Origin of the sequence: Pseudomonas sp. PS02288 (assembly GCF_029959715.1) — a bacterium.
GTDB lineage: Bacteria > Pseudomonadota > Gammaproteobacteria > Pseudomonadales > Pseudomonadaceae > Pseudomonas_O > Pseudomonas_O kuykendallii.
This window is the reverse complement of sequence record NZ_JASCPA010000027.1, coordinates 20506-37311: the sequence shown is the minus strand read 5'-3', so window position 1 is coordinate 37311 and position 16806 is coordinate 20506. Positions and strand designations below refer to the sequence as shown.

Genomic DNA, 16806 nt, shown 5'->3' with positions numbered 1-16806 from the left:
GGGCCCGAAAGGCCGCATATTCTAAGGATTATCCGGATATTTGCAAATGGCTTTTTCAAAATGGGCGGCTGTAACGGCCGGACGGCACGAATTGCTCGCGCCACCCGACTCGCCGCCTCGAAACCCGCTCACGACTTACCCAGCGGGCCATCGCGGGCAGTCTCTCAGAGCTTGGGCATGCCGCCGCCGGGAAGCATACCGCCCATCCCGCGCATCATCTTGGCCATGCCGCCCTTGGCGGTGAACTTCTTCATCATCTTCTGCATCTGCTTGTGCTGCTTGATCAGCCGACCGATGTCCTGCACCTGGGTCCCCGAACCCATGGCGATGCGGCGCTTGCGCGAGCCGCTGATGATGTCCGGATCGCGGCGCTCGTGCGGGGTCATCGAGTTGATGATCGCTTCCATCTGCTTGAACTGCTTCTCTGCCGCGCCCTGGGCGTTACCCATCTGCGCCAGGTTCACCCCGCCCATCTGCGGAAGCTTGTCCATCAGGCCGCCGAGGCCACCCATGTTCTTCATCTGTTGCAACTGGTCGCGGAAGTCTTCGAGGTCGAAGCCCTTGCCCTTCTTCAGTTTCTTGGTGAGTTTCTCGGCCTTCTCGCGATCCAGGGTCTGCTCAGCCTGTTCGATCAGGCTGAGCACATCGCCCATGCCGAGGATGCGCGAGGCGATACGGTCCGGGTGGAACGGCTCGAGCGCATCGCTCTTCTCGCCCATGCCGAGGAACTTGATCGGCTTGCCGGTCACGTGGCGCACGGACAGCGCCGCGCCGCCGCGGGCGTCACCGTCGACCTTGGTCAGCACCACGCCGGTGAGCGGCAGCGCCTCGCCGAAGGCCTTGGCGGTGTTGGCGGCGTCCTGGCCGGTCATGGCATCGACCACGAACAGCGTCTCGGCCGGTTTCACCGCCGCGTGCACGGCCTGGATCTCGGCCATCATCTCGGCATCGACGTGCAGTCGGCCGGCGGTATCCACCAGCACCACGTCGATGAATTTCAATTTGGCTTCGCGGATCGCCGCTTCGGCGATCGCCACCGGCTGCTGGCCGATGTCGGACGGGAAGAAGGTGACGCCGACTTCCCCCGCCAGGGTTTCCAGCTGCTTGATCGCCGCAGGGCGGTAGACGTCGACCGACACCACCATCACGGACTTCTTCTTGCGCTCCTTGAGGAAGCGCGCCAGTTTGCCGACTGTGGTGGTCTTGCCCGCGCCCTGCAGACCCGCCATCAGCACCACCGCGGGCGGTGTGACGTTGAGGACCAGGTCCTCGTTGGCCGCGCCCATCAGCTCTTCCAGCTCGGCGCGCACCACCTTCACGAACGCCTGGCCGGGCGTCAGGCTCTTCGACACCTCGGTACCGACCGCGCGGTCCTTGACCTTGTTGACGAAGTCCTTCACCACCGGCAGTGCGACGTCAGCCTCGAGCAGCGCCATGCGCACTTCGCGCAGGGTGTCCTTGATGTTGTCCTCGGTCAGCTTGGCCTTGCCGGTGACATGGCGAAGCGTCTGGGACAAACGGTCGGTCAAGTTTTCGAACATGCGCGTTCCTTTGAAAAATGCGGGCTGGCGGCAAGGCCGGGGAGTATATCAACAGCATTGGCGAATGGCTTCTCAGGCCAGACGGATCACCATCGCGCCCGCCGCGATGAAGGCCGTCGCCACGCCACGTCGCGGGCCGATGCGTTCGCCGAGCAGCAGCACCGAGAGCAGCGTGGCGAACAGGATCGAGGTTTCCCGCAAGGCCGCGACACTCGCCACCGGCGCCAGCGTCATCGCATACAGCGCGATGCCATAGGAGCCGAGGGTGCCGCTGCCGCCCACCAGCGGCAACGCCGGCCGCGACCGGGCGTAGCGCAGCAGCTCGCGCGGCCGGCGAAACAGCGTCCAGCCGAGCAACGGAATGGCGGTCAGGAAGAAGATCCACAGCGTGTAGCCGACCGGCGCCTGCGACAGACGCACGCCCACCCCGTCGATCAGCGTGTAGCTGGCGATCACGCAGGCATTCAGCAGCGCCAGCCCGGTGGCTCTCGCGCTCACGCCATCACGCAGCCAGGCATCCACCGCCAGGCCGAGGACGCCCGAGCAGATCAGCAGCACACCGCCCCAGCCGGTGAGCGACAGCGATTCGCCGAGCAGGGGTGCGCTCGCCAGGGCCACCAGCAGCGGCGCAGTGCCGCGCATCAAGGGGTAGGCCTGGCTCAGGTCGCCGTGCCGATAGGCCGCCGCGACCAGCCGGTAGTAGATGACCTGCGCACAGACCGAGCACGCCAGGTACGGCCAGCTCGCCGGCGAGGGCGCCTCGACGAAGCACAGCCCGAGCGCCGCGATGGCGCCGGCGCCGGCACTGACCAGTACGGCATTCAGCGACTTGTCGTGACCGGACTTCACCGCCGTGTTCCAGCCGGCATGCAGCAGCGCGGCGAACAGCACCATCAATACAACGCTTGCGGACATGGCGGACTCCTGACCGGCGCCACAGCATAGCAACAGCCGATCGCCGCCCGCGAAATGAGCGTCGACCCCGTGGCGGAGCGCCTCCCGGCGGGGCCGATACTTTCGTGGACGCCTGCTTGTATGCCACACTCACGCCCTTTCGGGCCCATGCCTCAAGGATCTATGCACCCTCTGCTGCCCAGCCTCGCCGCCGCCCTCCTCTATCTTGGTGTCACCGCTTACCAAGGCCTGCGCGTTCACCAGCGCGTCAAGCCGAACAAGCTGCTGATCGGTGTATTCGGCGCGCTCGCGCTGTTCTTCCATGGCGGCAGCCTGTTCATGCAGTTGCACGCGACCCAGGGCCTGGCGCTGGACTTCTTCAATGCGTCCAGCCTGATCGCCTTCGCGGTGATCCTTATTACCCTGCTCGCCTGCCTGCGCATTCCGGTGGAGAACCTGCTGTTGCTGCTGATGCCGCTGGGCGCGCTGACCGCCATGCTGGCGCAGCTGATGCCGGCCGGTACGGTGCAGCCGATCGACGAGGAGCCGGGGATTCTCGCGCACATCCTGCTGTCCATCGTCGCCTACGGCCTGCTCACCATCGCCGTGCTGCAGGCGCTGCTGCTGCTGCTCCAGGACCACCAACTGAAACACAAGCACCCTTCCGGACTGATCAAGAACTTCCCGCCGTTGCAAACCATGGAAAGCCTGCTGTTCGGCTTTCTCTGGGCGGGCTGGGTCCTGCTCTCGCTGTCGCTGTTCTCCGGCTGGCTGTTCTTCGAGGACCTGTTCGCCCAGCACCTGGTGCACAAGACCCTGCTCTCGTGCCTGGCCTGGGTGGTCTTCGGCGTGCTGCTCTGGGGCCGCCACCAGCTCGGCTGGCGCGGGCACAAGGCGATCCGCTGGACCCTGGCGGGTTTCTGCCTGCTGATGCTGGCCTACTTCGGCAGCAAGCTGGTCCGCGAATTCATCCTGCACATCTGACCCTAGGTTGCCGTGGACACTCTCGATCAAGGCTCGCTGATTGGCCTGCTGGTTTTTCTCGCGCTGGCCTCGGCGTTCTTCTCGGCGAGCAAGAGCGCCGTCCTCGGGCTCGACCGGCAGCAACTGCGCGAGCTGGCCAGCCAGGGCTCGCTCGGCGCCAAGCGCATCAACGCCCTGCTCAAACGTCCGCAACGCCTGTTCGGCAGCCTGCTGCTCGGCAACAGCCTGGCGCTGATGTTCGGCGCGGCGGTAGCCGGACTGCTCGGTCTGCGTCTGCGCGGCGAGCCCGGCCTGTTCGGCGCGGTGGCCGCCCTGCTAATCGCCTGGCTGATCGTCGCCACCCTGCTGCCGCGCAGCATCGCCGCCCGCCACCCGCAGGCACTGGCATTCGCCTGCGCCGGGCCGCTGAAGATTGCCGTCAAGCTGCTCTACCCGCCTTTCTGGCTGCTCGACCGCATCGCCGGCGCGCTGCTGCGGCTGGTTGGCATCCGGCCACCGCCACAGGGCGAGAACCTGTCCGGCGAAGAAAGTCCGCCCGAGGAAATCGACGAGGTCCTGCCGGAGCAGCGCCAGCACCTGCTGCTTGGCATCCTCGACAAGATGACCGTCGATGACATCATGATTCCGCGCAACGAGGTCGAGGGAATCGACCTGAACGACGACATCGAGCGGATCGTCGCCCAGTTGCGCAGCACCTCGCATACCCGCCTGCCGGTATTCCGCGGCGACATCAACCAGATCGAAGGCATCCTGCACATGCGCCGGATCGCCCGCCTGCTGACCCACGACCAGTTGACCAAGGACGCCCTGCGTGGTGTGTGCCACGAGCCGTACTTCGTGCCGGAAAACACGCCGCTGTCGGTGCAGCTGATGAACTTCCAGAAGCACAAGCGGCGCATCGGCATCGTCGTCGACGAGTACGGCGAAGTGCTTGGCATCTGCGCGCTGGAAGACCTCCTGGAAGAGATCGTCGGGCAGTTCCACAGCAGCGACGACAGCCAGGATGCCGACATCCAGACCCAGCCGGACGGCACCCAGGTGATCGACGGTGCGGCCCATGTCCGCGACATCAACCGCGCCCTTGGCTGGCAACTGCCGGTGGAAGGCCCGCGCACGCTGAACGGCCTGATCACCGAGGCGCTGGAAGGCATCCCCGACAGCGGCGTGTGCCTGAAGATCGGTCGCTATCGCCTGGAGATCCTGCAGGCCGCGGAGAACCGCGCGACCCGCGTGCGTGTCTGGCTCGCGCCGCGCCCGAACCAGGGCTGAGACGATCGGAGGGGTTGCCCGGCGCCCCTTCGTCCCCCGTATAATCGCCGTCAGCTTACCCAGCCCCTGCCTTCGTCCGCTTGCCATCCGCGATGCCGACGCAGGCCCGCCACTGCCGCTTCCCGCCCGGTCCGCCGGTGCACCGAAGTTCTCGCTGCCGCGCCAACCCTGCCGCGACAGCGCCCTCCTCGCCCGACCCGGGCGCCCGCTTCCCAGGCGGCACGACGAAAGCCAACCGGCCACCGCCAAGGCCGGCCAAACAATAACGGGATCCGTGCATGAATACCGCCACCTATACCGCTGCGCGCGAGGCCGATGCCGACGCCCCCGTGCAGGCCAACTCGACCGCGCGCGTCGCCGTCGCCAGCCTCATCGGCACCGCCATCGAGTTCTACGACTTTTACATCTACGCCACCGCCGCCGCGCTGGTGATCGGCCCGGTGTTCTTCCCGCAGACCTCCGGCACCGCCCAGGCGCTCTCCGCCTTCATCACCTTCGGCATCGCCTTCCTCGCCCGACCGCTGGGTTCGGCGCTGTTCGGCCACTTCGGCGACCGCATCGGGCGCAAGTCGACGCTGGTCGCGTCGCTGCTGCTGATGGGCCTGTCCACCACGCTGATCGGCCTGTTGCCGGGCTACGACGCCATCGGTGCCTGGGCTCCGATCCTGCTCTGCGTGCTGCGTTTCGGCCAGGGCCTCGGCCTGGGCGGCGAATGGGGCGGCGCTGCGCTGCTGGCCACGGAGAATGCACCCAAGCACCGCCGCGCCTGGTTCGGCATGTTCCCACAGATGGGCCCGTCGATCGGCTTCCTCGCCGCCAACGGGCTGTTCCTGACTCTGGCGATGACCCTCAGCGAAGAGCAGTTCCGCGCCTGGGGCTGGCGTATCCCGTTCCTCTTCAGCGCGCTGCTGGTGATCGTCGGCCTCTACGTGCGCCTCAAGCTTCACGAAACCCCGGTGTTCGCCAAGGCGCTGCAGCAGCACGATCGCGCACGCCTGCCGATCGCCGAGATGTTCTCCCGGCACTGGCGCAACGTGGTGCTCGGCTCGCTGGCGATGGTGGTGTGCTATGCACTGTTCTACATCTCGGCGGTCTTCTCGCTGAGCTACGGCGTCAGCTCGCTGGGTTTCACCCGCGAGGAATTCCTCGGCCTGCTGTGCTTCGCCGTGCTGTTCATGGGCGCCGCCACGCCGGTATCGGCGCTCGCCTGTGACCGCTTCGGGCGCCGCCCGGTTCTGATCGTCGGCTGCCTGGCCGCGGTGGCGTCCGGCTTCACCATGCAACCCTTACTGAGCAGCGGCTCGGTGGTGGACGTAGCGATCTTCCTGTCGCTGGAGCTGTTCCTGATGGGCGTCACCTTCGCCCCGATGGGCGCACTGCTGCCGGAACTCTTCCCGACCCGCGTGCGCTATACCGGTGCGTCCGCGGCGTACAACCTGGGCGGCATCCTCGGCGCCTCGCTGGCCCCCTACGTGGCGCAGAAACTGGTGGCCGCCGGCGGGCTGGGCTGGGTCGGCGGCTATGTTTCGGTGGCGGCCGGGCTGAGCCTGCTGGCGGTGCTGCTGATGCGCGAAACGCGCGAAACGGATCTGTAAGCGGTCGCACAGGGTGGGCTTCAGCCCACCCTACGAGGTGTCAAGAGCCTTGGCCCGCAGTCGCCCCACTGACGAACATGAAAAAGCCGGCGCCAAAAGCGCCGGCTTTTTTTGTGGTTTGCCCTCCATGGCCACTACCCTCCGGGCAGTCGCAGGGCGATGTCAAAAATGGCTCCAGGCCATTTTTTGTGGCCGGTGGACTCAGAGCGTGACGTCGACCGCCTGTGCGACACGGGTCGCCTTGGCGCGGGCGGCCTCGATCGACTCGTCGCGCGCCAATGCCACGCCGAGACGGCGCTGGCCGGAGACTTCCGGCTTGCCGAACAGGCGCAACGCGGTGTCCGGCTCGCTCAGCGCGGCGCCGAGGTTGCCGAAGCTCATCTCGCGCGACTCGCCGGCCACCAGGATCACCGCCGAGGCGGACGGGCCGAACTGGCGGATCGCCGGAATCGGCAGGCCGAGGATCGCCCGCGCATGCAGGGCGAATTCGGAGAGGTCCTGGGAGATCAGCGTGACCAGGCCGGTGTCGTGCGGGCGCGGGGAAATCTCGCAGAACCAGACCATGTCGCCCTTCACGAACAGCTCGACACCGAATAGCCCGCGGCCGCCCAGCGAGCCGGTCACCGCCAGGGCGATACGCTCGGCTTCGGCGCGCGCGGCCTCGCTCATCGCCTGGGGCTGCCAGGATTCCTGATAGTCGCCCTTGGCCTGGCGATGGCCGACCGGATCGCAGAAGGTCACACCGTTGGCGTGGCGCACGGTAAGCAGGGTGATCTCGTAGTCGAAATCGATGAAACCCTCGACGATCACCCGACCCTTGCCGGCGCGGCCGCCGGCCTGGGCGTAGTCCCAGGCGGTCTGCAGGTCATCGGCGCTCTTCAGCACGCTCTGGCCCTTGCCCGAGGAACTCATGATCGGCTTGATCAGGCACGGGAAGCCGAGCGCCACGGTGGCGTCACGGAATTCCTCGAAACTGTCGGCGAAACGGTACGGCGAGGTCGGCAGGCCAAGTTCCTCGGCGGCCAGGCGACGGATGCCTTCGCGGTTCATGGTCAGCTGCGCGGCGCGCGCGGTGGGGATCACGGTGAAGCCCTCGGCCTCCAGCTCGACCAGGGTCGCGGTGGCGATGGCTTCGATCTCGGGAACGATGTAGTGCGGCTTCTCTTGCTCGATCAGCGCGCGCAGGGCCGCGCCGTCGAGCATGTCGATGACGTGGCTGCGGTGCGCGACCTGCATCGCCGGGGCGTTGGCATAACGGTCGACGGCAATCACCTCGACGCCCAGACGCTGCAGTTCGATGGCGACTTCCTTGCCGAGCTCGCCGGAGCCACAGAGCAGGACGCGGGTGGCGCTCGGCGAGAGCGGGGTTCCGAGACGGGGCATGTCGATTTCCTTGCAGGCAGGCGCCAGCGGCGCGTGGAGTGAAAAAAAGGAGGCGGATTTTACGAGATCAGCAGGCCTTTGGCTCGTGCGCGTTCGACGGTGCGAGCGAGCACCTGGCGGCGCTCGTCGTTGTCCATCCGCGACCAGCGGGTGATTTCCGCCGCCGAGCGCTGGCAGCCGCTGCAGAGGTCGTCTTCGTCGAGCGCGCAGATGTTCACGCAGGGCGACTTCAGCGGGCGCTCCTGCATCAGTCGTCCTGCTCGACCAGGTCGCGCGCGTAGCGCTGGGCGTTGTGCACGTAGTGCGCGGCGCTGGCTTCGAGCATCTTCATCTGCTGCTCGCTGAGCTCGCGCACCACCTTGCCGGGCGAGCCCATGACCAGCGAACCGTCGGGGATTTCCTTGCCCTCGGGGATCAGCGCGTTGGCGCCGATGATGCAGTGACGGCCGATCCTGGCGCCGTTGAGCAGCACCGCGTTGATGCCGATCAGGCTGAAATCGCCGACCGTGCAGCCGTGCAGCATGGCGTTGTGGCCGATGGTGACGCCCTTGCCGATGTTCAGCGGCACGCCGGCGTCGGTGTGCATCACGGTGCCGTCCTGCACGTTGCTGTTCTCGCCAATGTGGATCAGCTCGTTGTCGCCGCGCAGCACGGCGCCGAACCAGACGCTGGCGCCGGCATCCAGGCGGACCTTGCCGATCAGCGAGGCGTTCGGCGCGACCCAGCTTTGCGGGTGAGCGTCGACGCGGGAATCTCCCAGGCGGTACTTCATCATTGTTCTCCAGGCTCAGCGCAAGGTGAGGAAGGTGTCCGGCGGCTCGTGAAGGTCGATACCGGCGTCGTACAGAAGGTTCATCAGCTCGACGATCATGATCGCGGTGAGCCCCCAGATGCGGAACTCGCCGAAGCGATAACTGGGCACGTACCAGCTCTGCCCGAGGTAGTCGATGCGGTGGGTGAACTCGCGCGGGTCTTCGCGGAAAAAGCTCAGCGGCACGCTGAACACCGCGGCGATCTCGCCGTCGTTGGCGACATACTCGACGTAATCCGGAACCACCGCGACGTATGGCGTGACCTTGATGCGGTGGCGCGAGACCAGCGTGCTCAGCGGGCCGACGACCTCCACCAGGCCAGGCGGCAGGCCGATTTCCTCCTCGGCCTCGCGCAGCGCGGTGGCGACCAGGTCCTGGTCCTCGGGGTCGCGACGACCGCCGGGAAAGGCGACTTCGCCGCCGTGGGTGGACAACCCGCTGGCGCGCAAGGTGAGCACCAGTTCGGGCTCGTCGCTGCGGGTGATCGGCAGCAATACCGCCGCTTCGGGGAAATTCTGCTCAGGGGGCAGAATAAGCGGGGTATAGCTCCTTACCTTCTGGAGCAGTTCGTCCTGCATGGGCGCTCTCGGTTTTTTCGTTTGACGGCATCATGGCACGAACTGTCGCATCGGCCCAAGACCCGGGCGACGCCACGCCGGGCGGGCGTTGCTTTTTCCCTCCGGGCCTGATGCCATGCATCACCACAACAACACGCCGGAGACCGGATGAAATTCTGCAACCAGTGCGGCGGTACGGTCAGCGAGCGGATTCCCGCCGGCGACAACCGCCCACGTTTCGTCTGTGACCAATGCCAGCTCGTGCATTACCAGAACCCGCGAATAGTCGCCGGCTGCCTGCCGGTGTGGGGCGAACAGGTGCTCCTCTGCCGTCGCGCGATCGAGCCGCGCCGTGGCTTCTGGACATTGCCGGCAGGCTTCATGGAGAACGGCGAAACCACTGAACAGGCGGCGTCCCGGGAAACCCTGGAGGAAGCCTGCGCGCGGGTCAGCGGCCTGCAGCTCTATACCGTGTTCGACCTGCCGCACATCAGCCAGGTGTACATGCTGTTCCGCGCGGAACTGGTCGATCTGGATTTTGCCGCCGGCGACGAAAGCCTCGAGGTCAAACTCTTCCACGAAGCGGAAATCCCCTGGTCGGAGCTGGCTTTTCCGACCATCGGGCGTACCTTAGAATGGTTCTTCGCGGACCGCCCGAACGCCCTGTTTCCGGTACGTAACGAGCCGCTGGAACCCTTGCTGGCGCGCTTCCGAAAAGCTTGAATACCCCTTTCTCTAGGTCTCGTCGTCGATGCGCTGGTTGCTCACCTTTGTCTGTCTGTCCTTCGCCACCCTCGCCCTGGGCAACGTCACCTCGACGCTGGACGGCAAGCAGGTAGACAAGGTGCTGGTGCTCAAGTCCGAACACCGGCTGCACCTGATCAGCAAGGGCGAGACCCTCAAGTCCTATCGCATCTCGCTGGGCAAGAAACCCACCGGCCCGAAGATCCAGGAAGGCGACAAGCGCACCCCGGAAGGCTTCTACTGGATCGACTGGCGCAAACCCAGCGGCCGCTACAACCTGGCGATGCACATCTCCTACCCCAACGCCCGCGACAAGGACCGCGCCTCCGAGCTCAAGGTCAAACCCGGCGGCATGATCATGCTGCACGGAACGCCGATCGACGAGGAATACCCCGAGTGGTACTTCAACAGCCTCGACTGGACCGAGGGCTGCATCGCCCTGACCAACGATGACATGCGCGAGATCTGGACGCTGGTCAAGGACGGCACGCTGATCGAAATCCGCCCCTGAGCCACGCTTCGCTCAGGCCTCCTTGCACGGGCGCTGCCTGAGCGCCCCGGCCACCTCACCCACCACCCTCACCACCATCGCCCGCTCGTTTTCGTTCAACCCCTGCAGCAGCTCTACGATCTTATGCGCCTGATCCAGCGCATCCGGCGAGCCGGGGCGGAACAGGTCCGCCGGCGTACAGCCGAGCACGTCGGCAATCTGCCGAAGGCGCGCCAGGCTCGGGGAAATCACCCCGGTTTCGATGCGACTGACCGTCTCCTTCTCCACGTTGATCGACTCGGCGACCTGCGCCTGCGTCAGGCGCTGCTGCTTGCGCAGCGCCGCGATGGCCGCGCCCACTTCCGATGCGATTCCCTTGTCTTTCAAATTTGCTACCTCGACGCATCAGTCCCTATTAACCGGACATTTTCAAGGCGCCAGGGGTTCAAGCGAATGACGTGGAAGGCATTAAGAAATGACGCATTACGTTATTAAAGATTGACTTTTCTCGATAGCGATTTAAAGAATAGCCGTATGGCGGCAGCAATTGGATGCCAACTAAATGGCACATTCAGGGAGGAATCGCATGCTGAAGAATCTGAAGGTCCGCACGGGCATGCTGCTGGTACTCACGGCCCTGCTGACCGCACTGCTGGTTTCCACCGCCACAGCCTGGAACGATGCGCACAACAGCAGCCGGCAGATCCAGGAGCTGGAGGATGTCGGCATCCGCCAGCTCGGTCTGATCGACGCAACCTACGTTGGTTTCCTGCGCACTCGCCTGGCGATGGCGGGCGCCTTCCTGGAAATGCAGGCGGGCGAAACCGACAGGGCGAAACAGAGCCTGGAACTGACCAAAAGCCTGTCGGCCAAGGCGCGCGAAGCCTTCGGCCAATTCATCGGCATGGAAAAGAGCCCGAAAGGCGAGCAACTGGCCAGGGCCATCGAGCAGAGCTTCAGCACCTACAGCGCGGCACTGGATGAGCAGCTCGAGGCGCTCAGCGGCGGCTCGGCGACGCGCTACGTCGAGGTCAACCTCAAGGCCCGCGAGGCGAACGGCGCGTTCGACAAGGCGATCTCCACCTTCAGCGAGCACGTCGGCAAACGCACCGCGGCCATCATGCAGACCGCCAGCGGGCGCTACGAAGTCGCGCGCATCCAGGCCGTCGTGCTGATCGGCCTGGGCCTGCTGCTCGCCATCGGCTGCTGGCTGTTCATCGCCCGGCAGATTCTCCAGCCGCTGCGCGAAGCCAGCCGGCATTTCGAGCACATCGCCGACGGTGACCTGACCACCCACATCGCCACCGGCTCGAACAACGAGATCGGTGTGCTGTTCCGCTCGCTGCAACACATGCAGCACAGCCAGCGTGAAACCATCGGCCAGATCACCAGTTCGGCCAACCAGCTGGCCTCGGCGGCGGAAGAGCTCAGCGCGGTGACCGAGGAAAGCAATCGCGGCCTGCACCAGCAGCATCAGGAGCTGGAGCAGGCGGCCACCGCGGTCAACCAGATGACCACCGCGGTGGAGGAAGTCGCGCGCAACGCGGTCGCCACCTCGGAGGCGACGAATGCCTCGAACCAGTTGGCCCGGCATAGCCGCGACCAGGTGCAGTGCACCATCGACGAGATCAACGGCATGTCGCAGGACGTGCAGGCGACTTCGCAGCTGATCCGCGAGCTGTCCGAACAGACCCGACACATCGGCAAGGTGCTCGAGGTGATCCGCGCGATTTCCGAGCAGACCAACCTGCTGGCGCTCAACGCCGCCATCGAGGCCGCCCGCGCCGGCGAGGCCGGGCGCGGTTTCGCGGTGGTAGCCGACGAGGTGCGCGGCCTCGCCCACCGCACCCAGCAGTCGACCCGCGAGATCGAGGAGATGATCGGCGGCATCCAGGCGAACACCGATACCGCGGTGAATTCGATGGAGCAGAACAGCAGGCGCGCCCATTCGACCCTGCACAACACCCAGGCGACCAGCCGCACGCTGGAGGAGATCTTCGCCGCGGTGAACCAGATCACCGAGCGCAACCTGGTGATCGCCAGCGCCGCCGAGCAGCAGGCGCAGGTCGCCCGTGAAGTCGACCGCAATCTGGTGAACATCCGCGACCTCTCCACCCAGGCCTCGGCCGGCGCCAACCAGACCGCGGCGGCGAGCCACGAACTGTCGCGCCTGGCCGTAGAACTCAATGGGATGGTCCTGCACTTCAAAACCTGACCGGCAGGCCGTCGCCGTCTATCCTTGCTAATCCTGCGTGGAAGCCTGGGAAAACGCCCGCCTTAGGGGCACGCCATGACCGAGGTTCCGCCCGACGACGAGAGCCGTGATGACTGACCGGCACCTTGCGGAAATTCGCACCCAGACCCTCGAACGCGGTCCCGACGCGGTGCTCACCATCGACCCCGAAGGGTGCATCGTGATGTTCAACGCTGCCGCCGAGCAGCTCTGGGGCCGGCCGCGCGAGACGGTGCTCGGGCGGCCGGTGAGCGGCCTGCTGCCGCACCTGTTGCAACGCCGCGCGGAGGGTTCCGCGCCACTTACCCAGGACGTACTGATCGAACGCCACGACGGCAGCCGGCGCTGGGGATCGATGAACTGCGCCCGCCTCGAGATCGCCGAGAACGTGTTCTACACCGCCTTCATCAGGGACATCACCGAACAGCGCCGCGAGGTCGAGCGCACCCACCTGCTTTCGCTCGCCGCCGACCGCACCGACAGCGCGGTGATCATCACCGACGGCCAGTGGCGCATCCTTTACGTGAACAACGGCTTCAGCACCCTGTTCGGCTATTCGCAGGCGGAAAGCCTCGGCCGCACGCCGGCACCGCTGATCGCTACGCACCAGTTGCAGACGATGATCGAGGCATTGCGCGAGCGCCTTTCCAGCGGGTTGTCCTATCACGCCGAGGAGTTGGTGCACGACCGCCACGGCCAGCGCATCTGGTGCAGCGTGACCAGCAACCCGGTGTTCGATGAGAACGGCCGGCTGATCAACAGCGTGAGCCTGCTGACCGACATCACCGACTCGAAGATCCATCAGGTGCTGCAGCATCAGGTGCTCGAGGCGATGGTCCGCGAGATGCCGCTGGGCGAGCTGATGGCGCTGGTCTGCCGCGAGGTGGAGCACATCGCGCCGCAGGTGGTCGCCTCGATCCAGCAGGTCGACGAGCACGGCAAACTGCACCCGCTGGCCGCGCCGAGCCTGCCCGCCGCCTACTCGCAGGCGCTGGAAGGCGCCGCCATAGGGCCGTTCGCAGGGTCCTGCGGCACCGCAGCGTTTCGCCGCCAGCCCGTGCTGGTGAGGGACATCGGCAGCGATCCGTTGTGGGCCGACTACCGGCATATGGTGCCAGCGGAGCTGCACGCCTGCTGGTCGACGCCGATCATGTCCAGCGACGACCGGGTGATCGGCACCTTCGCCTTCTACTACCGCGAATCCCGCGAGCCGAGCGCGCTGCACCGGCGCCTGGTAGAGGTCAGCACGCACCTCTGCGCGCTGGCCCTGGAGCGCGAGGAAACCCGCTCGCGAATCCGCCAGATCACCTCCTACGACAGCCTCACCGGCCTGCCGAATCGCAGCCTGCTGCAAGCCAAGGCCGAACACGCCATCGATGGCGTTGCGCAGGCACGTGGGTCGCTGGCGGTGCTGTTCATCGACCTGGATCGCTTCAAGCAGATCAACGACAGCCTCGGCCATCCCTGCGGCGACGAGCTGCTGCGGATCATCGCCGAGCGCTTGAAGCAGGAGCGCCGCAGCGGCGACATCGTCGGTCGCCTGTCCGGCGACGAATTCGTCCTGGTCTGCCCCTTCCACGACCTCGCGCAGGCCACCGACCTGGCCGAGGACCTGCAGCAACGCCTCGCCGAGCCCTGCCTGGTCGGCGGCGGCAGCCTGACCCCCTCGGCGAGCATCGGCATCGCCCTGTATCCCGAGGACGGCCGCGACATGGAGCAGTTGCTGCAGCATGCCGACCTCGCCATGGGCCACGCGAAAGCGGCCGGGCGCGGCTGTTTCAGCTTCTTCAGCCACGAGATGAACCGCCTCGCCCAGGAACGCATGGCGCTGGAAGCGGCGCTGAAGGCCGCGCTGCTGGCCGGCGAGCTACACCTGCACTATCAGCCGCAGGTGAGCTTCGCCGATGGCAACCTGCATGGCGTCGAAGCCCTGGCACGCTGGTGCCATCCGCAGCTCGGCGAGGTATCGCCGGCGCACTTCATTCCGCTGGCCGAAGAATGCGGGCTGATCGATGCGCTGGGCGACTGGGCGCTGAACGAGGCCTGCCGCCAGCTGGCCGACTGGCGCGGCAAGGGACTGTCGATTCCGTCGATCGCAGTAAATCTGTCGCCGACCAATTTCCACAACCTGACCCTGCCGCAGACCATCGCCGATGCGCTGCGCCGGCACGGGCTGGTGCCGCGCGACCTCACCGTGGAGATCACCGAGGGCGTGCTGGTGGACGTGAACCCGGGCATTCTGCAGACCCTCGACGACATCTACAGCCTCGGCGTGCGCCTGGCGATGGACGACTTCGGCACCGGCTATTCCAGCCTGAGCTACCTGCGCCGGCTGCCGATCAGCGAATTGAAGCTGGACAAGAGCTTCGTCGACGACCTCGACAACGACGCGTCCAGTCGCGCCCTCAGCGATGCAGTGATCAACATCGGCCAGAGTCTGGAGCTTACGGTGGTCGCCGAGGGCATCGAGAGCGTCAGCCAGTTCGAGATTCTCAGGCAGCAGGGCTACCACGTCGCCCAGGGCTATCTGTTCTCCTGCCCGCTGCCCGCCGCGCAGCTGGAAATCTGGCTGGCCGAACGCCGGGCTTAGTCGTCGCCTGTGCAGGCGACGATGCACACGCGGTTGCGTCCGCCCTCCTTCGCCGCGTAGAGCGCGCGGTCGGCGGCATCGGTGAGCGTCGCCGCGGGCCACTCCCCACCTGCCGGCAGGCAGGCGCCGCCGAGGCTCACGGTGACCCGGCCGAGCGGTGCGTAGGCGTGCTCCAGCTCGGCCTGCTCGACCCGCTCACGCAAGCGCTCGGCGACCCGCCGCGCCTCCTCGGCCAAGGTGCCCGGCAGGATCACGCTGAATTCCTCGCCGCCGTACCGGCAGACCAGATCGCCCGGACGCACCACCTGACGAAACAGCTCGGCCAGCCGGCGCAGGCATTCGTCCCCGGCAGGATGGCCGTAGTGATCGTTGAACGGCTTGAACAGGTCGACATCGAGCATCAGCAGCGACAACGGCAGGCCGGCGCGGCGCGCGCGGGCGATCTCCTGCGTCAGCGCCTCGTCGAAGCGACGGCGGTTGGGCAGGCCGGTGAGGTAATCCTTCTCGGCGACCTCGCTCAGCCGCGCGTTGGCCGCCGCCAGTTGCTCGCGCATCCGGTACTGCTCGGTGACGTCGGTGAGCGCCAGGGTTAGGCCGATTACCTGCCCCGCCGGGTCGCGCACGCCCTGCAGGCCGACCTGATGATGACGCTCGCGCCAGTCCAGCTCGAGGTCCGCCAGCGTCTCGCCGGCATCCAGGCGAACGAAGCAGCGCGCGACATCCAGCTGATCCTCCGGGAGGAAATCGGCGATCGGCCGGCCCACCAGCCGATTCAGCGAATCGCCCAGCAGCGCGGCCAGCGCACGGTTGGCGATCACCACATGGGCTTGCCGGTCGATCAGGCCGAGCGCGACCGGGGCCGCGGCATACAGCGCCTCCAGCTGCACGCTGCGCTGGCCGAGCAGGCCGATGCCCTGGGTGATGTCGCGGTCGATGCCACGGTAGCCACGGAATTCGCCGTGCTCGTCGAACAGCGGAATGCCGCTGGTTTCCAGCACCACCAGGCTGCCATCGGCGCACAGGTTGCGGTTCACCAGGCCGGAGAACGGCCGCCGCTCGGCAACGATTTCGAGGAACATCTGGCCGACCCGCGCCGCTTCGTCGGCCGGCATGAAATCGAAGGGCGTGCGCCCGAGCATCTGCTCCGGCGTGTAGCCGAGCAGCGTGCGGCAATGTTCGGAGCTGAACGTGTAGCGACCCTGGGCGTCGACTTCCCAGAGCCAGTCCGTGTTGTGGGCGATCATCTCGCGCAGACGGCGGATCTCGGCGCGAGCTTCGCTGGGGCTGAGCAGTTGGGGCATCGTAACTACCGACACGCGAATGCTGAGATGGCCATTATGCCACCACGGCATGCAGGTCCGACGTCAGGGCGTCTAATCCAGGGTTTCCAGGCGCCAGACATCGAACGCCGGCGTTTCGTAGGGATGCGCCCTTTTCAGCGCGTCGACCACGGCGCGGATCGAGGCATCGGCCACCACCAGTTCGACCTTCCATTCGGGGAGCCGCTGGAGCCGGTCGACCTCGCCGATGAACGGCGCGCTGCCCGGCAAGGCACGGAACTGCCCCTCGCCCAGCACCTGCCAGCAGCACTGGTCGTAATCGCCGATACGTCCACCGCCGGCCTGGAAAACCGCCTGCTTGACGCTCTCCAGGTGAGTGTCTGGAACGTAAAAGCACAGCTTGTACATGCCGGATACCGTCGTCGCCGTGGTGG

At 66.3% G+C, this 16806-nt stretch carries 16 protein-coding genes; 7 read left to right on the top strand and 9 right to left on the bottom strand.

Features of this window, described 5'->3' with window-relative positions; genetic code table 11:
* Nucleotides 1-164: 164 nt before the first annotated feature.
* Nucleotides 165-1541 carry a signal recognition particle protein gene (gene ffh, locus QMX85_RS12500; RefSeq protein ID WP_282341307.1) on the bottom strand — a complete coding sequence of 459 codons (1377 nt, stop codon included), beginning with the start codon at nt 1539-1541 and terminating at the stop codon, nt 165-167.
* A 72-nt stretch (nt 1542-1613) separates the two neighbouring features.
* Nucleotides 1614-2456, bottom strand: a complete 843-nt coding sequence (locus QMX85_RS12495; RefSeq protein ID WP_282341305.1) for a DMT family transporter — start codon at nt 2454-2456, stop codon at nt 1614-1616.
* A gap of 162 nt (nt 2457-2618) precedes the next feature.
* Here QMX85_RS12495 and ccsA point away from each other — a divergent pair, with 162 nt between their 5' ends.
* The 3 genes from ccsA (at nt 2619) to QMX85_RS12480 (ending at nt 6283) form a co-directional block, all read left to right on the top strand.
* Nucleotides 2619-3419, top strand: a complete 801-nt coding sequence (gene ccsA, locus QMX85_RS12490) for a cytochrome c biogenesis protein CcsA (RefSeq protein WP_282341304.1) — start codon at nt 2619-2621, stop codon at nt 3417-3419.
* A gap of 12 nt (nt 3420-3431) precedes the next feature.
* The gene (locus tag QMX85_RS12485) at nt 3432-4688 is read left to right on the top strand and encodes an HlyC/CorC family transporter (protein WP_282341303.1); all 1257 of its coding nucleotides are present in this window, start codon (nt 3432-3434) and stop codon (nt 4686-4688) included.
* A gap of 278 nt (nt 4689-4966) precedes the next feature.
* Nucleotides 4967-6283, top strand: coding sequence for an MFS transporter (locus QMX85_RS12480; protein ID WP_273232273.1), 1317 nt, complete (start codon nt 4967-4969; stop codon nt 6281-6283).
* 201 nt (nt 6284-6484) lie between these two features.
* Here QMX85_RS12480 and purT read toward each other — a convergent pair whose 3' ends face one another.
* Genes purT through QMX85_RS12460 form a run of 4 tightly spaced genes read right to left on the bottom strand, consistent with a single transcriptional unit; the run spans nt 6485 to nt 9056 of the window.
* The gene (gene purT / locus QMX85_RS12475; RefSeq protein ID WP_282341301.1) at nt 6485-7666 is read right to left on the bottom strand and encodes a formate-dependent phosphoribosylglycinamide formyltransferase; all 1182 of its coding nucleotides are present in this window, start codon (nt 7664-7666) and stop codon (nt 6485-6487) included.
* A 59-nt stretch (nt 7667-7725) separates the two neighbouring features.
* Nucleotides 7726-7914 carry a DUF1289 domain-containing protein gene (locus tag QMX85_RS12470; protein WP_282341300.1) on the bottom strand — a complete coding sequence of 63 codons (189 nt, stop codon included), beginning with the start codon at nt 7912-7914 and terminating at the stop codon, nt 7726-7728.
* Nucleotides 7914-8438 carry a gamma carbonic anhydrase family protein gene (locus QMX85_RS12465; RefSeq protein ID WP_282341298.1) on the bottom strand — a complete coding sequence of 175 codons (525 nt, stop codon included), beginning with the start codon at nt 8436-8438 and terminating at the stop codon, nt 7914-7916. The genes QMX85_RS12470 and QMX85_RS12465 overlap by 1 nt, the downstream gene beginning before the upstream one ends.
* A gap of 15 nt (nt 8439-8453) precedes the next feature.
* Entirely contained in the window at nt 8454-9056 is a 603-nt protein-coding gene (locus QMX85_RS12460) for a CoA pyrophosphatase (RefSeq protein WP_090227255.1), read from the bottom strand.
* Between the two features lie 147 nt (nt 9057-9203).
* Here QMX85_RS12460 and QMX85_RS12455 point away from each other — a divergent pair, with 147 nt between their 5' ends.
* Both QMX85_RS12455 and QMX85_RS12450 read left to right on the top strand, forming a co-directional pair.
* Nucleotides 9204-9758 carry an NUDIX hydrolase gene (locus QMX85_RS12455; protein ID WP_090227252.1) on the top strand — a complete coding sequence of 185 codons (555 nt, stop codon included), beginning with the start codon at nt 9204-9206 and terminating at the stop codon, nt 9756-9758.
* Nucleotides 9759-9786: 28 nt separating this feature from the next.
* A complete protein-coding gene (locus QMX85_RS12450) occupies nt 9787-10290 on the top strand; it encodes a L,D-transpeptidase family protein (protein WP_282341290.1) in 504 nt (167 codons plus the stop codon).
* A 12-nt stretch (nt 10291-10302) separates the two neighbouring features.
* On the opposite strand, the gene QMX85_RS12445 is transcribed toward QMX85_RS12450, so the two are convergent.
* On the bottom strand, nt 10303-10656 hold the full coding sequence (locus tag QMX85_RS12445; protein ID WP_090227247.1) for a helix-turn-helix transcriptional regulator: 354 nt from the start codon (nt 10654-10656) through the stop codon (nt 10303-10305).
* 199 nt (nt 10657-10855) lie between these two features.
* Here QMX85_RS12445 and QMX85_RS12440 point away from each other — a divergent pair, with 199 nt between their 5' ends.
* Nucleotides 10856-12484, top strand: a complete 1629-nt coding sequence (locus QMX85_RS12440) for a methyl-accepting chemotaxis protein (protein WP_282341287.1) — start codon at nt 10856-10858, stop codon at nt 12482-12484.
* 109 nt (nt 12485-12593) lie between these two features.
* Nucleotides 12594-15092, top strand: a complete 2499-nt coding sequence (locus tag QMX85_RS12435) for an EAL domain-containing protein (protein ID WP_282341285.1) — start codon at nt 12594-12596, stop codon at nt 15090-15092.
* Here QMX85_RS12435 and QMX85_RS12430 read toward each other — a convergent pair.
* Both QMX85_RS12430 and QMX85_RS12425 read right to left on the bottom strand, forming a co-directional pair.
* Nucleotides 15089-16393 (bottom strand): diguanylate cyclase, encoded by a 1305-nt coding sequence (locus QMX85_RS12430; protein WP_282341283.1) that lies wholly within the window; start codon nt 16391-16393, stop codon nt 15089-15091. The two genes, QMX85_RS12435 and QMX85_RS12430, sit on opposite strands and share 4 nt — an antisense overlap.
* A gap of 72 nt (nt 16394-16465) precedes the next feature.
* A complete protein-coding gene (locus QMX85_RS12425; protein ID WP_090227236.1) occupies nt 16466-16780 on the bottom strand; it encodes a YqfO family protein in 315 nt (104 codons plus the stop codon).
* Nucleotides 16781-16806 lie beyond the last annotated feature (26 nt).

What these genes read in the sequence shown, in the direction of transcription:
- QMX85_RS12450 (WP_282341290.1), top strand. Translation starts at nt 9,787, where the DNA reads ATGCGCTGGTTGCTCACCTTTGTCTGTCTGTCCTTCGCCACCCTCGCC.
- QMX85_RS12460 (WP_090227255.1), bottom strand. Translation starts at nt 9,056, where the DNA reads ATGCAGGACGAACTGCTCCAGAAGGTAAGGAGCTATACCCCGCTTATT.
- ccsA (WP_282341304.1), top strand. Translation starts at nt 2,619, where the DNA reads ATGCACCCTCTGCTGCCCAGCCTCGCCGCCGCCCTCCTCTATCTTGGT.
- QMX85_RS12470 (WP_282341300.1), bottom strand. Translation starts at nt 7,914, where the DNA reads ATGCAGGAGCGCCCGCTGAAGTCGCCCTGCGTGAACATCTGCGCGCTC.
- QMX85_RS12480 (WP_273232273.1), top strand. Translation starts at nt 4,967, where the DNA reads ATGAATACCGCCACCTATACCGCTGCGCGCGAGGCCGATGCCGACGCC.
- QMX85_RS12430 (WP_282341283.1), bottom strand. Translation starts at nt 16,393, where the DNA reads ATGCCCCAACTGCTCAGCCCCAGCGAAGCTCGCGCCGAGATCCGCCGT.
- QMX85_RS12465 (WP_282341298.1), bottom strand. Translation starts at nt 8,438, where the DNA reads ATGAAGTACCGCCTGGGAGATTCCCGCGTCGACGCTCACCCGCAAAGC.
- QMX85_RS12495 (WP_282341305.1), bottom strand. Translation starts at nt 2,456, where the DNA reads ATGTCCGCAAGCGTTGTATTGATGGTGCTGTTCGCCGCGCTGCTGCAT.
- QMX85_RS12435 (WP_282341285.1), top strand. Translation starts at nt 12,594, where the DNA reads ATGACTGACCGGCACCTTGCGGAAATTCGCACCCAGACCCTCGAACGC.
- QMX85_RS12440 (WP_282341287.1), top strand. Translation starts at nt 10,856, where the DNA reads ATGCTGAAGAATCTGAAGGTCCGCACGGGCATGCTGCTGGTACTCACG.
- QMX85_RS12425 (WP_090227236.1), bottom strand. Translation starts at nt 16,780, where the DNA reads ATGTACAAGCTGTGCTTTTACGTTCCAGACACTCACCTGGAGAGCGTC.
- ffh (WP_282341307.1), bottom strand. Translation starts at nt 1,541, where the DNA reads ATGTTCGAAAACTTGACCGACCGTTTGTCCCAGACGCTTCGCCATGTC.
- QMX85_RS12455 (WP_090227252.1), top strand. Translation starts at nt 9,204, where the DNA reads ATGAAATTCTGCAACCAGTGCGGCGGTACGGTCAGCGAGCGGATTCCC.
- purT (WP_282341301.1), bottom strand. Translation starts at nt 7,666, where the DNA reads ATGCCCCGTCTCGGAACCCCGCTCTCGCCGAGCGCCACCCGCGTCCTG.